Here is a 19,543-nt window from a genome sequence, read left to right on the forward strand (position 1 = left end):
GCCATCATCCGGTGAGGGGAACCTCGATGGTGATGACCAAGCCGGCGGGATCGAAGTCCGATCGCAGTGTGCCTCGCAATTGTCGCTCCACGATCATTCTCAGCAGCTTCGATCCGAAGCCGCGGCGTGTTGGCGGCTGGACTGCGGGCCCACAGCCTTCTGTCCAGACGATGATGAGCGTCGGCTGACCTTCGAAGCGGACATGCCAGCTCACGTTTAGCCGCCCGCGCGCCTCGGAGAGACAGCCATATTTCGAGGCATTCGTCGCCAGTTCATAGAACACCAGGGTCAGGGCGAAGGCCTCGTCCCCCGGAAGCTGCACTTCGCTGCCGATGAGCTCCACCTGGTCGGTGAAGGCCTCCAACGCGTCCTTGATCAAGGGCGCCAGGTAGGTCGGCTTCCAGCCGCTGTCCGAAATCAGCGAATGAGCCCGCGCCAAAGCGTGCACCCTTGCGGGATATTTTTCGCGCAGTTCCTCGATGTCGTCCGTGCCCATCGAGGTTTGGTTGAACAGGGCGATCAACTGCGCGAAGACGTTGCCCACCCGATGCCGCAGTTCGCGGATGAGCAGGGTCTGCCGGTTCTGCGCCGCCTGGCGTTCGAGCGTCATGGCGATGATATTGGCGACCGACTGGAGGAAGCTGCTTTCGCTGTCCGAGAAGCGGCGGGGGTTCGCGAAATAGGCGCCGATCATTCCGAAGGACAGCTGCGAATCCTCGCTTGCGATGATCGCGGTCAAGCCGCTTCCGACTGTCCGCCCGCCGAAGAGCGCCGTGTCGTCGAAACGGCCGTCGGTCGTGAGATCGGCGAACATCTCCCCCTGTCCTGAGCTGAGGACGTGTGCCGCATGGGTTCCTGTGGCGGGAAAGGGACGCCGGTCGGAACGAGCTCCGGTCCAGCCACCTCTGGCTCTGATCCGAAGCATCGAGCGATCTCCCGCGAATTCGAAGATCTTGCAGACCTCCACCTCCAGATTGGCGACGACCGTCTCGCAGGCGTTTGCGAGGAAGGCGTCGATGTCCGAGGAGTTGATGGCTGCCTGGCCCAGACGCGAGATCGCCTCCTGCTTGCTGACGGCGCGCTGCAGCTCCAACTCGGCTGCTTTCCTCTCCGTGATGTCTTGACAGACGCCGGTCATCCCAACGAGTTCGCGGTCCTCGAAGACCGGATCGCCGCGGGCGGCGAGCCAGCGGATCGCCCGTTCGGGTCCGACGAAGACACGGAACTCCACCTCGTAGCGACCGGCGCTGGACATCGCCGTCCGGATGGCGGCGAAGATTGTGTCCCGGTCGCCCGGATGCACATCGCTCCTCAAGTCGCCCATCAAGCCCCGCAGCGGGCCGGGCTCGGCACCCCGCATGCGGCGGAGATTGGGAGACCAATAGACGCGCCGCGCTTTGAAGTCCCACCACCATACGCCCACACCGCCGGCCTCGACGGCGGCGACATAGCGGTCGTCCGGGATCCAGGCTTCGGGCTGCAGTGGCGAGGTGCTCATCCCATGCGGCTTCCCATTCGGACGTGGATGATCGGCACTTTCCATTGCCCACCTTAGCGCCGAGTGTCGCGGCAGGCACCAAAATCATGCTAGCTTGGCTCTTCGGCGCCCAAGACGTCGCCGGCCTCCGATGATGAAGCCGCCGATCGTGCTCACAATTCCATCGAATGGGACGGGATCGACGTGGAACTGCGCATCTTGAGCATCACCATAGCGCGCGACTGGCAACAGCTTTACGAGCAGTTCTGGGCGCCCGAGGCGTTCCCTCTCTGGGCGAGTGGCCTGACTGGCTCCGAGTTGCGCCGGGATGGAGACGCCTGGATCGCGACCGGCCCCAACGGGCCTGTGCGTCTTCGCTTCACGGCTCACAATGCATTCGGCATCATGGACCATTACGTCGAGTTGGGCGATGGCGGCGAAATCTATGTGCCTTTGCGGATCATCCCGAACGGGGACGGCGCGGAGGTGATCTTCGTCCTCTATCGTCAGCCCGGCATGTCGGCGGAGCAATTCGCTGCCGATGCCGAATGGGTGGCCCGCGACCTGGAAGCCTTGAGGCGCCTGGCCGCCTGACGACGCTCACTCCGCCCCGGCGGCGAGCACCGTGACGTCGCCAAAGCCGCGGTCGCGCAGCAGGCGGGCGGCCTTGAAGGCCCGCACCCCGGTCCGGCAGCACAGGACCAGCCGCGCATCCCGGGGAAACTCGGCACCCGCGATATCCGCCGGCAGGATCCGGCGCGCACCCGCGACCGCGGGCACGGGCGCCTCGATCTCGTCGCGCAGTTCGATGATGAGGTCCGTCGGCCTGAGTTGCGAGCGCGAGACAAATCCCGGCGCCGTCGAGACGGGCTCCTCGGCGCCCAGGAACTGGAAGCCGCCGAAGCTCATGGTCTTGAGGTCGAGCGAGATCAGCCGGCCCAGCGGCGAGGGTGCATGGCCGAGCAGGATCTGAAGCGCCACATGCGCCTGCAGCGAGCCGATCGTCCCCACCGCGCTGCCCATGACGCCATTCTCGGCGCATGAGCCGATGCTGGACGGCATGTCCGGGAACACGGCTCGATAGGAGGGCGCGCCGCCACAGAACGCCCCCACATAGCCGCGCTGCTCCAGCACCGAGGCCGAGACCAGGGGTACGCCGGCCGCAAAACAGGCGTCACTGAGGATATAGGTGACGGCGAGACTGTCGGCGGCATCCGCCACCAGGGTGATGTCCGCGAGTAGGTCCGTCACGGTCTCCGGTGTCAGCGCCGTCACATGCGCTTTGACCGTGATCTCCGGATTATAGCCAAGGATCCGGTCGCGGGCAGCAAGGGCTTTGGGCGCACCGAGATCCGCCATCGAGAACAAGGGCTGCCGATGCAGATTGCTGATCTCGACGCGGTCGTGATCCACGATGACGAGCCGGCCGACGCCGGCACCGGCCAGGGCCGGCAGCACATGCGAGCCGAGGCCGCCGGCCCCGATCACCAGGACGTTCGCCGCTCCGAGGCGGGTTTGACCATCGGTTCCGATCTCGGGCAGCACGGTTTGGCGCATATAGCGGTTCATGCTGCCGCCCGCGTTGCCGCGACCCAGTCCCGTGTGCGGCCTTCCGGGTCGTCATGGCGGAGGATGTCCGTCACCACGGCGGCGCTGTCGGCTCCGGCCTTCAGAACCTGTTGCGCCCGCTCGGGCGTCAGGCCGCCAATGGCGACAAGCGGGATCGGCCCGATCCGTCGCTTCCAGATCGCGAGCTTGTCCAGCCCCTGTGGCGCCCAGGCCATCTGCTTGAGCACGGTGGGAAAGATGGGACCCAGCGCGATGTAATCGGGCGCTAGGCGTAAGGCCCGCTCGAGCTCGGCGTCGTCATGGGTACTGATCCCGACGCGCACGCCTGCGCGCTTCAGGGCGCCCAGATCGGCCGTATCGAGATCGCCCTGGCCGAGATGCACGAAATCGCAACCAGCATCGATCGCCTCGCGCCAGAAGTCATTTACGATCAGCTGCGCGCCGGCCGCCTGGCACAGCTCTTTCGCCGTCGCGATCTGGCGCAGGAGCGAAGCCTCATCCGCGTCCTTCACCCTGAGCTGGACGAGACGGACGCCCATGGGCAGGAGCCGCGGGAGCCATCCTGCATCGTCGATGATGAGATAGAAGGGATCCAGCACCGTCAGCTCCGGAACGCTGTGCCGAGCATGGGGGTCGAGGCGGCTGCCATCTCCCGCACCTCGATCGGATCGGCTTGGAAGCCGGCATGGCCCGCCTCGACGGCCAGCGCGAAGGCCGCGGCCATGGCGGCAGGATCGCCCGCCTTCGCCACGGCCGTATTGAGCAAGACGGCGTCGAAGCCGAGTTCCATCGCCTGCGCCGCGTGCGAGGGCAGTCCGAGCCCTGCATCGATCACGAGGGGGAGGTCGGGAAACCGGGCCCTCAGCGAGCGCAGCGCATAGACATTGTTGAGCCCGCGTCCCGAGCCGATCGGCGAGCCCCAGGGCATGAGCACTTCGCAGCCGGCGTCCAGGAGCCTGTCGGCGACGCTGAGGTCTTCCGTCGTATAGGGAAACACCTGAAAGCCCTCGTCAGTGAGCAGCTTTGCCGCCTCCACCAGGCCGAACACGTCCGGCTGCAGCGTGTCGTCGTCGCGGATCACCTCGAGCTTGATCCACGGCGTGCCGAACACCTCCCGGGCCATATGCGCCGTGGTCACGGCCTCCTTGGCCGAATGACAGCCGGCCGTATTCGGCAGGACGCGCACGCCCAGGCCGCGGATCAGTGTCCAGAAATCATGGCCCGCGCGTTGGTTCGAGGCCTCCCGGCGCAACGAGACCGTCACCACCTCGCAAGCCGAGCGCCGCACCGCCTCCGCCAGGATGGCGGGGGAGGGATACTGCGCCGTGCCGAGGAACAGGCGGGATTTGAGCTCCGTCCCATAGACCTTCATGGATTTAGCCCCCTTGCATCGGCGTCAGCACCTCGACGCGGTCGCCGGCGGCCAGTTCCAGGTCCGCGCGTTGCCCCATGGGCACGAAGGCTTCGTTGACGGCAGTGGCAACGACGACCTCTCCATAGCCCAGCTCGAGCAGCAGGCCGGCAAGATCGGTGCTCGTGACTTCACGCGCGTCGCCGTTGATCGTGATCTTCATCCATGACCTCTGGGAAGGAAGCGTTGTCGAGGATCACGGCCGCCGCCATCCGCGCCAGGGCAGGCGCCAGCAGGAAGCCGTGGCGATAGAGTCCGTTGACGAACACGGTCCGGTCGCGCACCCGGATCCGGGGCAGATTGTCCGGGAAGGCTGGCCGTGCATCGGTGCCGATCTCTAGGATTTCTGCCTCTGCGAAGGCCGGATGCAGGGCATAGGCGCTGTTCAACATCTCGACGAGCGAGCGCGCGGTGATCGTCTGCCGGTCGCTGCTTTCGATCATCGTGGCACCCAGCATGAACACCCCGTCACCCCGCGGCACCACATAGAAGGGAATGCGCGGATGCAGCAGCCGCACCGGGCGGGAAAGCTGCATCTCGGGGCAGCGGACCAGCAGCATCTCGCCCTTCACCCCGCGCAGATCGCCCAACACGTCACGGGCGGCGAGCCCGCGGCAATCGACCAGCCAGTCCGAGCCTGAACGTCGGCTGAGCCCGTCGGTGTCGAGATGGATCGGCACTCCGAGGGCGTGCAGCCGCGCCGCCAGCACCTGCACGGCACGGCGCGGGTCGAGATGGCTCTCGTCGCGGAAGAACAGGGCCCGCGAAAAGCGGCCTGCCAAGGCCGGCTCGATCTTGGCGATCTCGTCGGGACTGAGTGTCTCGAAGGCGCTGGTGCGGCGGCCGAAGCGGTCGAGTTCGGCGGCATCCCGCCGCTGCGCCACGACGAGGGTGCCGTGCGGGACGACGTCCGGCATGATCCGCGGCCAATAGTCCAGCGCCTCGCGCCCCAGCGACAGCACCAGCGGTTCGGCGCTTTCGCGTTCGCACCACGGCGCCAGCATGCCGCCCGCATAGCGCGAGCAAGAGGCGAGACCGAGGCTCGCGCCCCGCTCCACGACTTCGACGGCGGCGCCGCGCTCCGCGAGAGCGAGGGCGGTCGTCAGTCCGGCAACGCCTGCGCCGATCACAGTGATGGTCGTCATGGTCCACACTCCGCCCGATGGGACGATGTCGAACTGGAGGGGGATGAGACGCCGAGGCAAGATCCATCCCTTCGCCAGCTTGACCTGGATCAGGTTCGAAGGGTCGCCATGTCGCGCTCGAAAGCGCCAATGGCCTCTCAGCCCCTGACGGGACTCCCCTTGGATGGCCCGTGATACGCCGACCGAGCCCGTCCCGTCAAATGGTGTCCGGAGGCGCCTACTGCAAGCATGGTGGTGCAAGCTTGCTTCAGCTGCGCGGGAGAACTTCCCCGATCAGATCGTACTCTTCGCTGTCGATGACGCGGACGCGGTGGATGGATCCGACTTCGAGGTCCGGCTCGCCGGGCAGGAAGATATTCCCGTCGATCTCCGGTGCATCCCAGATGGTCCGGCCCACCGCTTCTTCCATCTCGTCATCGATCGAATCGATGATGACGTCAATCTCGCGTCCCACCTTGGCGCGCATGACGGCGCCGCTGATCTCGGCTTGGGCGGCCATGAAGCGGTGCCAGCGTTCTTCCTTCACCTCCTCGGCCACGATCCCGGGCAGCATGTTCGCCGTGGCGCCGTCGACGGGTTCGTATTTGAAGCAGCCGACCCGTTCGAGCCGGGCCTCCTTCATCCAGTCCAGCAGGAACTCGAAATCCTCCTCCGTCTCGCCGGGAAACCCGACGATGAAGGTCGAGCGGATCGCCAGGTCGGGGCAGATCTTGCGCCAGGCCTGCAGGCGCTCCAGCACCTTCACCTGGTTCGCCGGCCGGCGCATGTCCTTGAGGACCGTGGGGCTGGCATGTTGGAACGGAATGTCGAGATAGGGCAGGATCTTGCCGTCCGCCATCAGCGGGATCAGCCCGTCCACATGCGGATAGGGATAGACGTAATGCAGCCGGACCCAGGCGCCGAGTTCCCCCAGGGCGGTCGCCAGCGGCACGATCTTGGCCTCGAGTTCGCGTCCGCGGAACTTGCTCGTCGCATATTTGAGGTCGAGGCCGTAGGCGCTGGTGTCCTGCGAGATCACCAGCAGCTCCTTCACCCCGGCGCGCACCAGCTGCTCGGCCTCATACATGACATTCGCCGCCGGCCGGCTTTTCAGATCGCCGCGCAGGCTGGGGATGATGCAGAACGAGCAGCGGTTGTTGCAGCCCTCCGAGATCTTCAGATAGGCATAATGCCGCGGTGTCAGGCGCAGCCCCTCGGCCGGGACCAGATCGACATAGGGGTCATGGACCGGCGGCACGGCCTCGTGCACTGCATGGACCACCGCCTCATATTGGTGCGGCCCCGTGATCGCCAGCACTTGCGGATGCGCATCCCGGATCCGCTCGGCCTCGACCCCCATGCAGCCGGTGACGATCACCCGTCCGTTTTCGGCGATCGCCTCCCCGATGGCGGCGAGCGATTCTGCCTTCGCGCTGTCCAGGAAGCCGCAGGTATTGACGATCACCACGTCCGCCCCGCCGTAATCGGGCGAGATGGCATAGCCCCCGGCGCGCAGCTGCGACAGGATCCGCTCGCTGTCCACGAGGGCCTTTGGGCAGCCGAGGCTGACCATCCCCACGGTCGGGGTGGCACGGATGTCGGTCTTCAATGTCAAGATGGATCCTTCACCGGCGTCCGCGCTCTTTAGAGCATTTCCGCGTTCAAACAAGAGGCGATGGCGCGCTTCCCAGCCATTCCTGGCAGAACAGATGCTCTTCCGGCGCGAATACCCCGATCGCATTGGAGAAGCCGTGCAGCATATGCTCGCCCATGGGCCGCCAGCAGCCTTCCAGGCAATTCTTGAATTCCTCGCTCGCCAGAATGGGTTCGCCCAGCGCTTTGCACAGCTGCTCCAGCCGTGCCACTTCGTTGACGGCGGCACCGAACACCGAGAAGGTCAGCCGCTCCGGCACGCCCACATTGCCAAACATGACGTCGCCCATATGCAGGCCGATGACGCAGTCCAGTTCCGACAGGCCCTGCCGGACCCGCTCTTCGTTCTTGCGCATGAGGTCCATGCGCGCCCCGATCGCCGCCCGCAAGGCCGCATCGCAGCCCTGGGAGCCGTTGATCGGGAAAATCGCCAGCACGGCATCTCCGATGAAGCTGAGCACCTCGCCGCCCGCCTCGATCACCGCATTGGCGACGACGTCGAAATAGGCGTTCAGCGTATCGATATAGTCCTGCCGCGACAGCAGATCGGCGAGCCGGGTCGATCCGCGCATATCCGCATACCAGATCGCTGCATTGATGGTCTCGCCGTCGCCGCGCTTGATCTGGCCGGACAACACGCGCTCTCCGGCCTGCCCCCCGAGATAGGTTTTCACCACGATGGTGGTGAGCCGGGTCCGCACCGCCATCTTGCAGGCCACCGCCAGGCGCCGCTGGATGCGCTTCAACGCCAGCATCTCGGCGTCCGTGAAGATCCTGTCCGACGCCCAGGAGCCGAACATGCCGCGCATGTCCTCTTCGCCCACATCCTGGAAGGGGACCAGGAAGGCGTAATAATCGACAGCTCCCAGGGCGATCAGGTCCTTGAAGACCGTGAACTCGTTTTCGGTGCTCTTGTTCAGCTGGCGGCGGATGAAGGTGACTTGGTCCTTGAACATCTGCGCGAAGGGACTGCCCGAATAGCCTTCCGGCTTCGCACCGCCCGGCTGATGCAGATATTTGTCGACCGTGATCCCCGAGCCCCTGATCCAGGTATAGCCGACCGCCCGATAGAGCGGGTGGATGGTGGAGAACGCGAAGTAGCTGCGCAGCAGCGGCACGCCGGCATCCACCAATCTTTCGCAGCAGCCGGCCACGATCGTGCCGATCTCATGGTCCTTGAGTGCCTGCTCCATCAGCCACTCGGCGGTCTCCTCGATCAGCTCCATATCTAGGGAGCCAACGTCTCTTTCGATGTCGATAGTGCTCATTCGCGCCCTCGAGGCTTTCGATCAGTAGTTTACGCCTGTAAGCCGGCCCGCTAAAAGCCGGCACACCCTTACATCAGCTGGGAGTAGGCAAGACGTCATGTTCAGCAAGATTCTGATCGCCAATCGTGGCGAAATTGCCTGCCGGGTTATCCGCACAGCCAAGAAGATGGGTATTGCAACCGTCGCCGTCTACTCCGACGCTGATCAGCGGGCGCTGCATGTGCGTGAAGCAGATGAAGCGGTGCGTGTCGGACCCGCCGCAGCGAACCAATCTTATCTGGTCATCGACAACATAATCAACGCCTGCAAGGAGACGGGCGCCGAGGCGGTTCATCCCGGTTACGGCTTCCTCTCGGAGAACCCCGCCTTCGCCCGGGCCCTGCGCGATGCCGGCATCGCCTTTATCGGCCCGAACATCAAGGCCATCGAGGCCATGGGCGACAAGATCGAATCGAAGCGCTTCGCCGATGCGGCAGGCGTGAACACCGTCCCCGGCTATCTCGGCGAGATCCAGCTGGCCGAGGATGCGGTCGGCATCGCCGACGAGATCGGGTATCCCGTCATGATCAAGGCCTCCGCCGGCGGCGGCGGCAAGGGCATGCGCATCGCCCATTCCCGCGATGAGGTGAAGGAGGGCTTCGAGCTTGCCCGTGCGGAAGCCAAGGCGAGCTTTGGCGACGAACGCGTCTTCATCGAGAAGTTCATCGTCAATCCCCGCCACATCGAGATCCAGGTCCTCGGTGACAAGCATGGCCATGTCATCTATCTGGGCGAGCGCGAATGCTCGATCCAGCGGCGCAATCAGAAGGTCGTCGAGGAGGCTCCCAGCCCCTTCCTCGATGAGGCCACCCGCAAGGCCATGGGCGAGCAGGCGGTGGCCCTGTCCAAGGCTGTCGATTACGAAAGCGCCGGCACCGTCGAGTTCATCGTCGACCAGGACCGCAATTTCTATTTTTTGGAGATGAACACCCGCCTCCAGGTCGAGCATCCCGTGACGGAGCTGATCACCGGCGTGGATCTCGTCGAGCAGATGATTCGCGTCGCGGCCGGCGAGCCCTTGGCGCTCGCGCAGGAGGACGTTGTCCTCAACGGCTGGGCCATCGAGAGCCGCGTCTATGCGGAAGATCCTTATCGCAACTTCATGCCGTCCACCGGTCGCCTGGTGCGCTACCGGCCGCCCGTCGAGGGCACCAATGACGACGGCTTCGTCATCCGCAACGATACCGGCGTCTTCGAGGGCGGCGAGATCTCGATCTATTATGATCCCATGATCGCCAAGCTCTGCACCTGGGCGCCCACCCGCGACCAGGCGACCGAGCACATGTCCCAGGCCCTGGACGCCTTCTATATCGACGGCATCCAGCACAATATTCCCTTCGTCGCCGCCATCATGCGCCATCCGCGCTGGCAGTCCGGGTCTCTCACGACCGGCTTTATCGCCGAGGAATTCCCGGACGGCTTCCAGGGCGCCGTGCCCGACGCCAAGACGACATTGCGCATGGCCGCGGTCGCAACCTTCCTCGACCATGTGGAAAACGAGCGCAAGCGTGAGATCTCCGGGCAGCTGCGCGGTCTCCCGGTCGAATTTTCCCGCGAGCGGACGGTGCAGATCGGCGAGGAATGGCATTCCTTCTTCGTCGACGACGACGACGAGGGTGACACGATATTTCTGCGCTCCCGCAGCGGCGGCCTGGACATCGAATTGACAGGCGAATGGCAGCCCGGCCAAGCGGTTTGGCGGGGCGCCATTGACGGCCTTCCCATGACCGTGCAGGTGCGCCGGGTGATTAACGGCTACCGCTTGTTCCATGGCGGCATCGATGTCGTCACCCGCGTCTTCACCGCCCGCGAGGCGCAGCTGGCCAAGCTGATGCCGAAGAAGCTTCCCCCCGATACCTCGCGCATGCTGATCTGCCCGATGCCGGGCCTCGTCGTCTCCATTGCCGTCGAGGTCGGTGACGAGGTGAAGGTGGGCCAGGCTGTGTGCGTCGTTGAGGCCATGAAGATGCAGAACGTCCTGCGCGCCGAACGCGATGCCTCCGTCAAGGCGATCAATGCAAGCCCCGGCGCGACCCTCTCCGTCGGTGACGTCATCATGGAGTTCGAATGATCGGCGGGGAGGCCCCCCGAAGGGTCTCGCCCACGCCCTTGCCCGATAATCTCGACTAGTTTACTAGATTTAGGCGACTGGCCTGTGCTCGATCCCCACGCATGATCTCTCAGAAGACAAAATATGCTCTGCAGGCGATGATCGCCCTCGCGCGGTCCGAGCAGGGCAGTGTGGTCAATATTGCCGATCTCGCCGAGGCCCGGGGGATTCCGCAGCGGTTCCTCGAACAGATCCTCCTGGTGTTGAAGCACAATGCCCTGGTGGCGAGCCGTCGTGGCCCCCGGGGCGGCTACATCCTGATCAAACCGGCCTCGGAGATCACCATCGGCTCCATCGTGCGCATGATCGAGGGCCCGATCGCGCCGCTTCCATGCCTGTCCAAACGCGCCTACCGGCGCTGCGACGACTGTCGTGACGAGGCCTCCTGCGAGATTCGCCGAATCTTCTTCGAGGTGCACCAGGCCACCACGAATATTCTCGATCGCGTCACCCTGCAGGACGCGATTTCGGATGGCCCCCTCTGGCACGCCGCCATCGCCGAGGCAGAACCGGCGTCGGCCTTGCCCGCCACGCTCCCCGCCTGAGAGAACCGGCGGACCCTGCGGCGGGGAAGCGCGCGGGATCTGGCCAGTTGCGAGACGCGGGGCCCACCGGCCTTTCGCGCAAGGTCCCAGCCGAGAGCAAGAGACAAATCTGTGGATTAAATTCCTGACTTCGTGGGGCGTCGAATCCACGATTGACAAACTCTACCAAATCGATCGACATTGATGCCATCAATGAGGGACGGCATCATGGCACAGTCAGTTTCGAGACGGCTTTTGACCCGCGTCGCATTCCTGGCGCTTCCGCTTGTTCTGGCGGCAACCCTGGCCCAGGCCGCCAATATCACGCTCTTGAACGTCTCATATGATCCCACCCGTGAGCTCTATAAGGCCTATAATTCCGCTTTCGCGAAGCATTGGGCGGAGAAGACCGGCGACAAGGTCAGGGTGAGGGTTTCTCACGGTGGCTCCGGCAAGCAGGCCCGCACGGTCATCGACGGTCTTGATGCCGATGTCGTGACCCTCGCGCTGGCCGCCGACATCGATGCCATTGCGAAGGCGACCCAGAAGCTCCCGGCCGACTGGCAGTCAAAGTTTCCCCATAACAGCGCGCCTTACACCTCGACCATCGTATTTCTGGTGAGGAAGGGAAATCCCAAGAACATCAAGGATTGGGATGATCTGGTGAAGGACGGCGTCGCGGTGATCACCCCCAATCCGAAGACCTCAGGCGGTGCACGGTGGAATTATCTCGCAGCCTGGGGTTATGCGCGCGACAAGTATGGCAGTGACGAGAAGGCGCGCGCATTCGTGCAGTCGCTGTTCCGGCATGTTCCCGTGCTCGATACCGGCGCGCGCGGCTCCACCACGACCTTCGCTCAGCGCGGCATCGGCGATGTGCTGCTGGCTTGGGAAAACGAAGCCTTTCTCGCCATCAACGAGTTGGGCCCCGAGGCCTTCGAAATCATTGTCCCCTCAGTATCGATCCTTGCGGAGCCACCGGTTGCCGTCGTTCCGGGCAATACGGATGCGAAGGGCACGACCGCCGTCGCGACGGCCTATCTCGATTATCTCTATTCGGTGGAGGGGCAGAAGATCGCCGCCGAGAACTATTATCGGCCCGTCAAAACGGAAGGTATTGATCCTGCGCTTATGAAGCGGTTCCCCGAGGTTAAGCTCTTCACGATCGATGATAAGTTCGGCGGCTGGGCGAAGGCGCAGGAGGAGCATTTCAGCAATGGCGGGATCTTCGATCAGATTTTCAAGCCAGGGAATTGAGGGGTGACGCGGGGGGCGGCAGGGCAGGGCATCCGGTTTGTGAAGCCGAGTGTGCTGCCGGGCTTCGGCTTGGCCCTTGGCTTCACGCTCACCTATATGGGCCTGATCGTGCTGCTGCCCTTGGCGGCATTGGTGCTGAAAACCGCATCCCTCGGCTGGGGTGAGATCTGGGCCATCATCACCGAGGCGCGGGTCCTCGCGGCCCTGCGCCTGAGTTTCGGAACCGCCTTCATTGCCGCCGCCCTCAATGCCGTCTTCGGGCTGCTGGTGGCTTGGGTCTTGGTCCGCTACCGCTTTCCCGGGCGGAGGCTGTTTGATGCCGTTGTTGACCTGCCTTTCGCTCTTCCCACGGCGGTGGCTGGCATCGCCCTCACGGCCCTCTATGCGCCCAATGGCTGGATCGGCAAGCTGCTTGAGCCCTTGGGGCTGAAGGTGGCCTATACCCCCCTCGGCATCGTCATTGCGCTCACCTTTATCGGCTTGCCCTTCGTCGTGCGCACGGTCCAGCCGGTGCTCGAGGATCTCGATCGTGAGACGGAGGAGGCCTCCGCGACCCTCGGCGCCAGGCGCCATCAGACCCTGGCCAGGGTCGTCCTGCCGACGCTGCTGCCGGCCTTGCTGACCGGTTTTGCTCTCGCCTTCGCCCGCGCCGTGGGCGAATATGGCTCCGTGATCTTCATCGCCGGCAACATTCCCTACGTCTCGGAAATCGCGCCCCTGCTGATCGCCATCAAGCTTGAGGAATTCGATTATGCCGGCGCGACCGCCATCGCGACGGCGATGCTCGCGCTCTCCTTCACGATCCTGCTGGTCCTCAATCTGATCCAGGCCTATGGACGCAGGAGATACGGCCATGACTGATGCCGCAGTTCCGCGCAACCGGCCCTCCGTTACCCAGGAACCGGTCCTTGTCCGCATCCTGGCCATCACCGTGGCCCTGGCTTTCCTCAGCCTCTTCCTGCTGATGCCGCTGATCCTCGTTTTCGCCGAGGCCTTGCGCGAAGGCATGGGCGCCTATGTCGACGCCATCCTCGACCCCGATGCCCTCGCTGCCATTCGTCTCACGCTGTTGGTGGCGGCGATTGCAGTCCCCGCCAATTTGATCCTCGGCCTGGCCGCCTCCTGGGCGGTGGCTAAGTTCGAGTTCAAGGGCAAGAGCCTGCTCACGACCTTGATCGATCTCCCCTTCTCCGTGTCGCCCGTGATCTCCGGCCTGATCTATGTCCTGCTGTTCAGCGCTCATGGCTATTTCGGCCCCTGGCTCAAATCCCACGGTGTCGAAATCATCTTCGCGGTACCGGGGATCGTGCTGGCGACGATCTTCGTGACGTTTCCCTTCGTCGCCCGCGAACTCATCCCGCTGATGCAGGAGCAAGGCAAACAGGATGAGGAGGCGGCCCTCTCCCTGGGCGCCAGCGGATGGCAGACCTTCCTCTACATCACTCTGCCCAATGCCAAATGGGCGCTGCTCTACGGCGTCCTGCTCTGCAACGCCCGCGCCATGGGTGAGTTCGGCGCCGTCTCCGTCGTCTCGGGCCATATTCGCGGCGAGACGAACACGATGCCCTTGCAAGTCGAGATCCTCTACAATGAATATGCGTTCACCAGTGCTTTCGCCGTCGCCTCGTTGCTGGCTTTGCTGGCGCTGGTGACATTGGCCATCAAGACCTTTCTCGAATGGCGTTACGCCGGCGAGATGGCCGCCTCGACGCGGCTCGATTGAGGACCACGAAGGATGGATGCCCGCACGATGCCCTTGTCGCGACCGGAGACCGACGCCCCTGCCGCCATTGGGCTGGGCCAGGACCATTGGGGCGAGCCCATCGAGGTCAATGTCGAGGGCGTCAGCAAGGCCTTCGGCGACACCGCCGCCCTTCATGACGTCTCCCTCGCCATCAAGCCGGGCGAGTTGATCGCCCTTCTGGGGCCCTCGGGTTCGGGCAAGACGACGCTTCTGCGCATCCTGGGCGGGCTTGACGAGCCCAGTGCCGGCCGCGTCATGTTCGGCCCGGAGGATGCGCTGAAACTCTCCGTCCAGGAGCGCAATGTCGGCTTCGTCTTCCAGCAATACGCGCTTTTCCGCCACATGACCGTGCTCCAGAACGTGACCTTCGGATTGAAGGTCCGGCCCAGCGCCACCCGGCCGTCCAAGGCGGAGATCCGCCAGCGGGCCCTCGATCTGATCAAGCTCATCCAGCTCGAGGGTCTGGACGGTCGCTATCCCTCGCAGCTGTCCGGCGGCCAACGGCAGCGGGTGGCCCTCGCCAGGGCTCTGGCGATCCAGCCGCGGATCCTTCTGTTGGATGAGCCCTTCGGCGCCCTCGACGCGAAGGTGCGCAAGGAGCTGCGGCGCTGGCTGCGCGAGCTCCACCAGCACACCGGCCACACGACCGTCTTCGTCACCCATGATCAGGAGGAGGCCCTCGAGCTCGCGGACCGGGTCGTGGTCATGAACAGGGGCAGGATCGAGCAGGTGGGCACTCCCGACGAGATCTATGACCGTCCGGCGACGCCCTTCGTGGTGGGCTTCATTGGCGAGGCCAGCCGCTTCGACATCCATGTCGACCGCTCTCGCGCCTTTCTCTTCGAGCGCCCTGTCAGCCTCCCCTCAATCCCCGAGGCCGATGGCCGCTATGTCGTCTTCGTCCGCCCCCAGGACATCCTCCTGGGTCCCCGCGCGGCCGGCGACATCCCGGGGATCGTCCGCGCCCTGCGCCGCCATGGCGCCGTACGGCGGGTCGAGATCGGCGTTGCCGACGGGTCCTCCGTCATCGAGGCCGACTGCGCTGGCCGGGAGGACATCCGCACCGGCCAGCAGGTCGGGCTCACCTTCCGCAACGTCGCCATCTTCCCCGCCTGAAAGCGGACCGGCCCCGGCCAGCATATCGACGCCCGCGTCATTCCGGCTTCCAACCTGTCACCCTCGGTCCCCTTCTTCACCATCCTCGGGCGTCTTCTTCGTCATCCTCGGGCTTGCCCCGAGGATCCAGGGGCCGGGCGGAAGATGCTTTCCCCGAGGGTCCTGCCTCCCCTCGAACAAGCCTCAGCACCGGCCGCAAGACGCCGCTCGCTCCGCTCTCTTCGCCTTTACGCCTAGCCAAACGTGTCGCTCTGCGTTACGCACCGCACCGGGCGCACACGCAGCCGGAGGGGGGCACATGGCGGTCGACTGGAAGTTTTTGTTTCTCAGCTACGAGGGCCGCATCAACCGGGCGCTGTGGTGGCTCGGTCTGATTTGCACCGTCCTGCTCTCCGGCCTCGGCGTCATAGTCTTCGGCCATGACAGCGTGCTGGCCTGGCTCTGGAACCTGATCCTGCTCTATCCCTCGCTCTGCATCTATATCAAGCGCTGCCATGACCGCGACCAGTCCGGATGGTGGGTCCTGCTGCTGTTGGTGCCGGTGGTCGGCTTTCTCTGGGCGCTGATCAATCTTGGCATCATGCAGGGCACGCGAGGGCCGAACCGCTTCGGGCCCGACCCTCTTGGGCGTGTGATCTAAGCGAAGGCCGCGGCCGGACGAGGCTACTCGGCAGCCTGCCGCCGTTCATGCCGTCCTTCGAGGATCTCCTCCGCGATCTTGTTCGAGAACGCCTCGAGATCGCCTGGATTGCGGCTGGTGATGATCCCCTGGTCGGTCACCACCTCCTTGTCGGCCCAGTGGGCGCCGGCATTGATCATGTCGGTCTTGATCGATTTGTACGATGTGGCGTTGCGGCCTTTGACCAGCCCCGCTTCGATCAGCAGCCAGGGGCCATGGCAGATGGCGGCGATCACCTTCTTCTGCGTGTCGAACGCCTTGATGAGATCGATCACGGTGGCTTCGACCCGCAGCAGGTCGGGATTGATCTGGCCGCCGGGCAGGACGATCGCATCATAGTCATCCGCCTTGATGTCCTTGACGGAGGTGTCGACGGGGACTTCGCGGCCCCAGTCCTTCTTGTCCCAGCCGGTGATTTTTGCGCCGTCCAGCGAGGCGACATGGACGGTCGCGCCCTTCTCCTTGAGCAGGTCGCGCGGCACTTCAAGCTCAGATTGCTCGAAGCCGTTGGTGGCGACGATCAGCACCCGCTTGCCTGACAGATCATGCATGGGGAAGTCTCCTGTTGAGTTTTGAGTGTGCCGCCGCATCTGTCGACGCAGCCGGCCCTGATCACTCAACGGCAGAAGAAATCAGCGGTTCCCTGGTGCCTCCAGGTCATTCTGCCGCTTGGCTGTCCGCCATCGGTCGCCGTGCCAGCACGCCCTTGAGGAAAGAGCCGGTATGTGACCGTGGATTGCTGGCGATCTGCTCCGGCGTGCCCACGCCCACGATCTCGCCGCCGCCGTCGCCGCCTTCGGGGCCGAGATCCACGATCCAGTCGGCGGTCTTGATGACTTCGAGATTATGCTCGATCACCACCACGGTATTGCCCTGCTCGACAAGCTCGTGGAGCACCTCCAGCAGCTTGGCCACGTCGTGGAAATGCAGCCCCGTGGTCGGCTCGTCGAGAATATAGAGGGTCCGTCCCGTCGCCCGGCGCGACAATTCCTTGGCGAGCTTCACGCGCTGTGCTTCGCCCCCTGATAATGTCGTCGCCTGCTGGCCGACTTTGATGTAGCCGAGGCCGACGCGCTCCAGCGTCTCCATCTTGTCGCGTACCGCCGGCACCGCCTTGAAGAAGTCGCGCGCTTCCGAGACGGTCATCTCCAGCACATTGGCGATGGACTTGCCCTTGAACGTCACCTCCAGCGTCTCGCGATTATAGCGATGGCCATGGCAGACATCGCAAGTCACATAGACGTCCGGCAGGAAATGCATCTCGATCTTGATCAGCCCGTCGCCCTGGCAGGCCTCGCAGCGCCCGCCTTTGACGTTGAATGAGAACCGCCCCGGCTGATACCCCCGCGCTTTCGCTTCCGGCAATCCGGAGAACCATTCCCGGATCGGCGTGAAGGCGCCTGTATAGGTCGCCGGATTGGAGCGGGGCGTCCGCCCAATGGGGGACTGGTCGATGTCGATGATCTTGTCGAGATGTTCGAGCCCCTCGATCCGGTCGTGCTCGCTGGGTTGTTCGCGGCTGCCCATCAGCTTTCGCGCGGCGGCCTTGTAGAGGGTGTCGATGGTGAAGGTCGACTTGCCCGACCCCGAGACCCCGGTGACGCAGCTGAACAGGCCCAGCGGCAGGTCGGCGCTGACATCCTTGAGATTGTTGCCGCGCGCTCCGATCACCTTGAGCTGGCGTTTCTTGTCGAACTTGCGGCGCTTGCGGGGGATCGGAACCTGCAAGCGCCCGGTGAGATACTGGCCGGTCAGGCTGTTCGGCGACGCCATGATATCTTGCGGGCTGCCCTGGGCGATGATCTCGCCCCCATGGATGCCTGCGCCCGGCCCGATATCGACGACATAGTCGGCCAGCAGGATCGCATCCTCGTCATGCTCCACGACGATGACCGTATTGCCGAGGTCGCGCAATCGCTTCAGCGTTTCCAGCAGCATGGCATTGTCGCGCTGATGCAGGCCGATCGACGGCTCGTCCAGCACGTAGAGCACGCCCGTGAGGCCCGAGCCGATCTGGCTCGCCAGTCGGATCCGCTGGCTCTCGCCGCCCGAGAGGCTCCCTGAGTTCCGCGACAGCGTCAGGTAGTCGAGCCCGACATTGACCAGGAACCGAAGCCGCTCCCGGATCTCCTTCAGGATGCGGCCGGCGATTTCGCGCTGCTTTGAGGTCAGCGTCGTCTCGATCGTCTCGAACCAGTCCCGCGCCACCCGGATTGACTTCTGCGACACCTGCCCGATATGCAGGCCGCCGATCTTCACCGCCAGTGCCTGGGGCTTCAGCCGATAGCCGTTGCAGCTCTCGCACGGGTGGTCGGACTGGTAGCGCGACAGCTCCTCCCGAACCCAGGCCGAATCCGTATCCCGCCAGCGCCGTTCGATATTGGTGACCACGCCTTCGAAACTCTTGCGCGTCTTGTAGCTGCGCAGCCCGTCATCATAGACGAAAGTGATCTCCTCCTTGCCCGAGCCGTGCAGGATCACGCTCCGCACCGTCTCCGGCAGCTCGCTCCATGGCACTGTCATGCTGACGCCGAAATGCTTGGCGATCGCCTGCAGGGTCTGGACGTAATAGGGGGAGGTATTTCCGGTGCGCGCCCAGGGCAGAACCGCGCCCTCCTTGAGGCTTAAGGAGGGGTCAGGCACCACGAGGTCGCCTTCGAATTTCAGCTCCGTGCCCAGCCCGTCGCATCTGGGGCAGGCGCCATAGGGATTGTTGAACGAAAACAGCCGCGGCTCGATCTCGTCGATGGTGAAACCCGAGACTGGGCAGGCGAATCGCTCCGAGAAGATGACGCGCTTCGGATCGCCCCGCTCGTCCTTCTCATCCGCATATTCGGCCACCGCGATGCCATCTGCGAGGCTGAGCGCCGTCTGCAGGCTGTCCGCCAGGCGGCTGGCGATGTCCGGGCGCACGACGATGCGATCGACCACGACGTCGATATCGTGTTTGAACTTCTTGTCGAGGGCAGGGGCCTGTTCGATCTCATGGAACTCGCCATTGATCTTGACCCGCTGAAACCCGGCCTTCTGCAGGTCTGCCAGCTCCTTGCGATATTCACCCTTGCGGCCGCGGACGATGGGCGCCAGCAGATAGAGCCGCGCGCCCTCCGGCAATTCCAGGATCCGATCGACCATCTGCGATACGGTCTGGCTCTCGATCGGCAATCCGGTCGCCGGCGAATAGGCGATGCCCACCCGGGCGAACAAGAGCCGCATATAGTCGTAGATCTCCGTGACCGTTCCCACGGTCGAGCGGGGATTTCGCGACGTCGTCTTCTGCTCGATGGAAATGGCCGGCGAGAGCCCGTCGATCTGGTCGACATCGGGCTTCTGCATCATCTCCAGGAACTGGCGCGCATAGGCCGACAGCGATTCCACATAGCGTCGCTGGCCCTCGGCATAGATCGTGTCGAAGGCCAGCGAGGATTTGCCGGACCCGGACAGCCCCGTGAACACGATCAGTTCGTCGCGGGGGATCTCGATCGAGATGTTCTTGAGATTGTGCTCCCGCGCACCCTGGATCGAAATCACCTTGCGGGCATCATGGTGCCGGACATTACTGGTCATGGGTG

Annotated in this window: 18 protein-coding genes and 1 riboswitch; of the genes, 8 read left to right on the forward strand and 10 right to left on the reverse strand. The window is 64.3% G+C overall.

Annotated elements, in window-relative coordinates; translation table 11 throughout:
- Nucleotides 1–4: 4 nt before the first annotated feature.
- Nucleotides 5–1,498, reverse strand: coding sequence for an HWE histidine kinase domain-containing protein (locus tag FKM97_RS13590; protein ID WP_170240905.1), 1,494 nt, complete (start codon nucleotides 1,496–1,498; stop codon nucleotides 5–7).
- Between the two features lie 183 nt (nucleotides 1,499–1,681).
- Here FKM97_RS13590 and FKM97_RS13595 point away from each other — a divergent pair, with 183 nt between their 5' ends.
- A complete protein-coding gene (locus FKM97_RS13595) occupies nucleotides 1,682–2,071 on the forward strand; it encodes a polyketide cyclase (protein ID WP_144292940.1) in 390 nt (129 codons plus the stop codon).
- A gap of 6 nt (nucleotides 2,072–2,077) precedes the next feature.
- Here the strand turns inward: FKM97_RS13595 and FKM97_RS13600 are convergent, their stop codons facing one another.
- The 7 genes from FKM97_RS13600 to FKM97_RS13630 all read right to left on the reverse strand — a co-directional run bounded on the left by FKM97_RS13600 (nucleotide 2,078) and on the right by FKM97_RS13630 (nucleotide 8,502).
- Nucleotides 2,078–3,046, reverse strand: a complete 969-nt coding sequence (locus FKM97_RS13600) for a HesA/MoeB/ThiF family protein (protein ID WP_144292941.1) — start codon at nucleotides 3,044–3,046, stop codon at nucleotides 2,078–2,080.
- A complete protein-coding gene (locus tag FKM97_RS13605; protein WP_144292942.1) occupies nucleotides 3,043–3,645 on the reverse strand; it encodes a thiamine phosphate synthase in 603 nt (200 codons plus the stop codon). Before FKM97_RS13605 ends, FKM97_RS13600 begins: the two co-directional genes overlap by 4 nt.
- A 2-nt stretch (nucleotides 3,646–3,647) precedes the next feature.
- A complete protein-coding gene (locus FKM97_RS13610; RefSeq protein ID WP_144292943.1) occupies nucleotides 3,648–4,418 on the reverse strand; it encodes a thiazole synthase in 771 nt (256 codons plus the stop codon).
- A 4-nt stretch (nucleotides 4,419–4,422) separates the two neighbouring features.
- A complete protein-coding gene (gene thiS, locus FKM97_RS13615; protein ID WP_144292944.1) occupies nucleotides 4,423–4,620 on the reverse strand; it encodes a sulfur carrier protein ThiS in 198 nt (65 codons plus the stop codon).
- Complete coding sequence (thiO, locus tag FKM97_RS13620; RefSeq protein WP_144292945.1) at nucleotides 4,589–5,602, reverse strand: glycine oxidase ThiO; 1,014 nt, start codon at nucleotides 5,600–5,602, stop codon at nucleotides 4,589–4,591. Before thiO ends, thiS begins: the two co-directional genes overlap by 32 nt.
- A gap of 49 nt (nucleotides 5,603–5,651) precedes the next feature.
- Nucleotides 5,652–5,772: riboswitch (TPP riboswitch) on the reverse strand.
- A gap of 77 nt (nucleotides 5,773–5,849) precedes the next feature.
- Complete coding sequence (gene rimO, locus FKM97_RS13625; RefSeq protein ID WP_205015011.1) at nucleotides 5,850–7,154, reverse strand: 30S ribosomal protein S12 methylthiotransferase RimO; 1,305 nt, start codon at nucleotides 7,152–7,154, stop codon at nucleotides 5,850–5,852.
- A gap of 88 nt (nucleotides 7,155–7,242) precedes the next feature.
- Nucleotides 7,243–8,502: an adenylate/guanylate cyclase domain-containing protein gene (locus FKM97_RS13630; RefSeq protein WP_144292947.1), complete on the reverse strand. Its 1,260-nt coding sequence runs from the start codon at nucleotides 8,500–8,502 to the stop codon at nucleotides 7,243–7,245.
- A gap of 97 nt (nucleotides 8,503–8,599) precedes the next feature.
- Here FKM97_RS13630 and FKM97_RS13635 point away from each other — a divergent pair, with 97 nt between their 5' ends.
- From FKM97_RS13635 to FKM97_RS13665, 7 genes are all read left to right on the forward strand, one after another.
- The gene (locus FKM97_RS13635; RefSeq protein ID WP_144292948.1) at nucleotides 8,600–10,612 is read left to right on the forward strand and encodes an acetyl-CoA carboxylase biotin carboxylase subunit; all 2,013 of its coding nucleotides are present in this window, start codon (nucleotides 8,600–8,602) and stop codon (nucleotides 10,610–10,612) included.
- 101 nt (nucleotides 10,613–10,713) lie between these two features.
- Entirely contained in the window at nucleotides 10,714–11,196 is a 483-nt protein-coding gene (locus FKM97_RS13640) for an RrF2 family transcriptional regulator (protein WP_144292949.1), read from the forward strand.
- Nucleotides 11,197–11,403: 207 nt separating this feature from the next.
- On the forward strand, nucleotides 11,404–12,432 hold the full coding sequence (locus tag FKM97_RS13645) for a sulfate ABC transporter substrate-binding protein (RefSeq protein WP_144292950.1): 1,029 nt from the start codon (nucleotides 11,404–11,406) through the stop codon (nucleotides 12,430–12,432).
- Between the two features lie 3 nt (nucleotides 12,433–12,435).
- Nucleotides 12,436–13,293 carry a sulfate ABC transporter permease subunit CysT gene (cysT, locus tag FKM97_RS13650; RefSeq protein WP_246105074.1) on the forward strand — a complete coding sequence of 286 codons (858 nt, stop codon included), beginning with the start codon at nucleotides 12,436–12,438 and terminating at the stop codon, nucleotides 13,291–13,293.
- Nucleotides 13,286–14,155: a sulfate ABC transporter permease subunit CysW gene (cysW, locus tag FKM97_RS13655; RefSeq protein WP_144292951.1), complete on the forward strand. Its 870-nt coding sequence runs from the start codon at nucleotides 13,286–13,288 to the stop codon at nucleotides 14,153–14,155. The genes cysT and cysW overlap by 8 nt, the downstream gene beginning before the upstream one ends.
- A gap of 99 nt (nucleotides 14,156–14,254) precedes the next feature.
- Nucleotides 14,255–15,292, forward strand: coding sequence for a sulfate/molybdate ABC transporter ATP-binding protein (locus FKM97_RS13660; protein WP_246105086.1), 1,038 nt, complete (start codon nucleotides 14,255–14,257; stop codon nucleotides 15,290–15,292).
- A gap of 298 nt (nucleotides 15,293–15,590) precedes the next feature.
- A complete protein-coding gene (locus tag FKM97_RS13665) occupies nucleotides 15,591–15,932 on the forward strand; it encodes a DUF805 domain-containing protein (RefSeq protein WP_144292952.1) in 342 nt (113 codons plus the stop codon).
- 23 nt (nucleotides 15,933–15,955) lie between these two features.
- Here FKM97_RS13665 and FKM97_RS13670 read toward each other — a convergent pair whose 3' ends face one another.
- Both FKM97_RS13670 and uvrA read right to left on the reverse strand, forming a co-directional pair.
- Nucleotides 15,956–16,522: a type 1 glutamine amidotransferase domain-containing protein gene (locus tag FKM97_RS13670; RefSeq protein WP_144292953.1), complete on the reverse strand. Its 567-nt coding sequence runs from the start codon at nucleotides 16,520–16,522 to the stop codon at nucleotides 15,956–15,958.
- Between the two features lie 106 nt (nucleotides 16,523–16,628).
- Complete coding sequence (gene uvrA / locus FKM97_RS13675; protein ID WP_144292954.1) at nucleotides 16,629–19,538, reverse strand: excinuclease ABC subunit UvrA; 2,910 nt, start codon at nucleotides 19,536–19,538, stop codon at nucleotides 16,629–16,631.
- Nucleotides 19,539–19,543: the final 5 nt, after the last annotated feature.

Source organism: Rhodoligotrophos appendicifer (assembly GCF_007474605.1).
GTDB classification, from domain to species: domain Bacteria; phylum Pseudomonadota; class Alphaproteobacteria; order Rhizobiales; family Im1; genus Rhodoligotrophos; species Rhodoligotrophos appendicifer.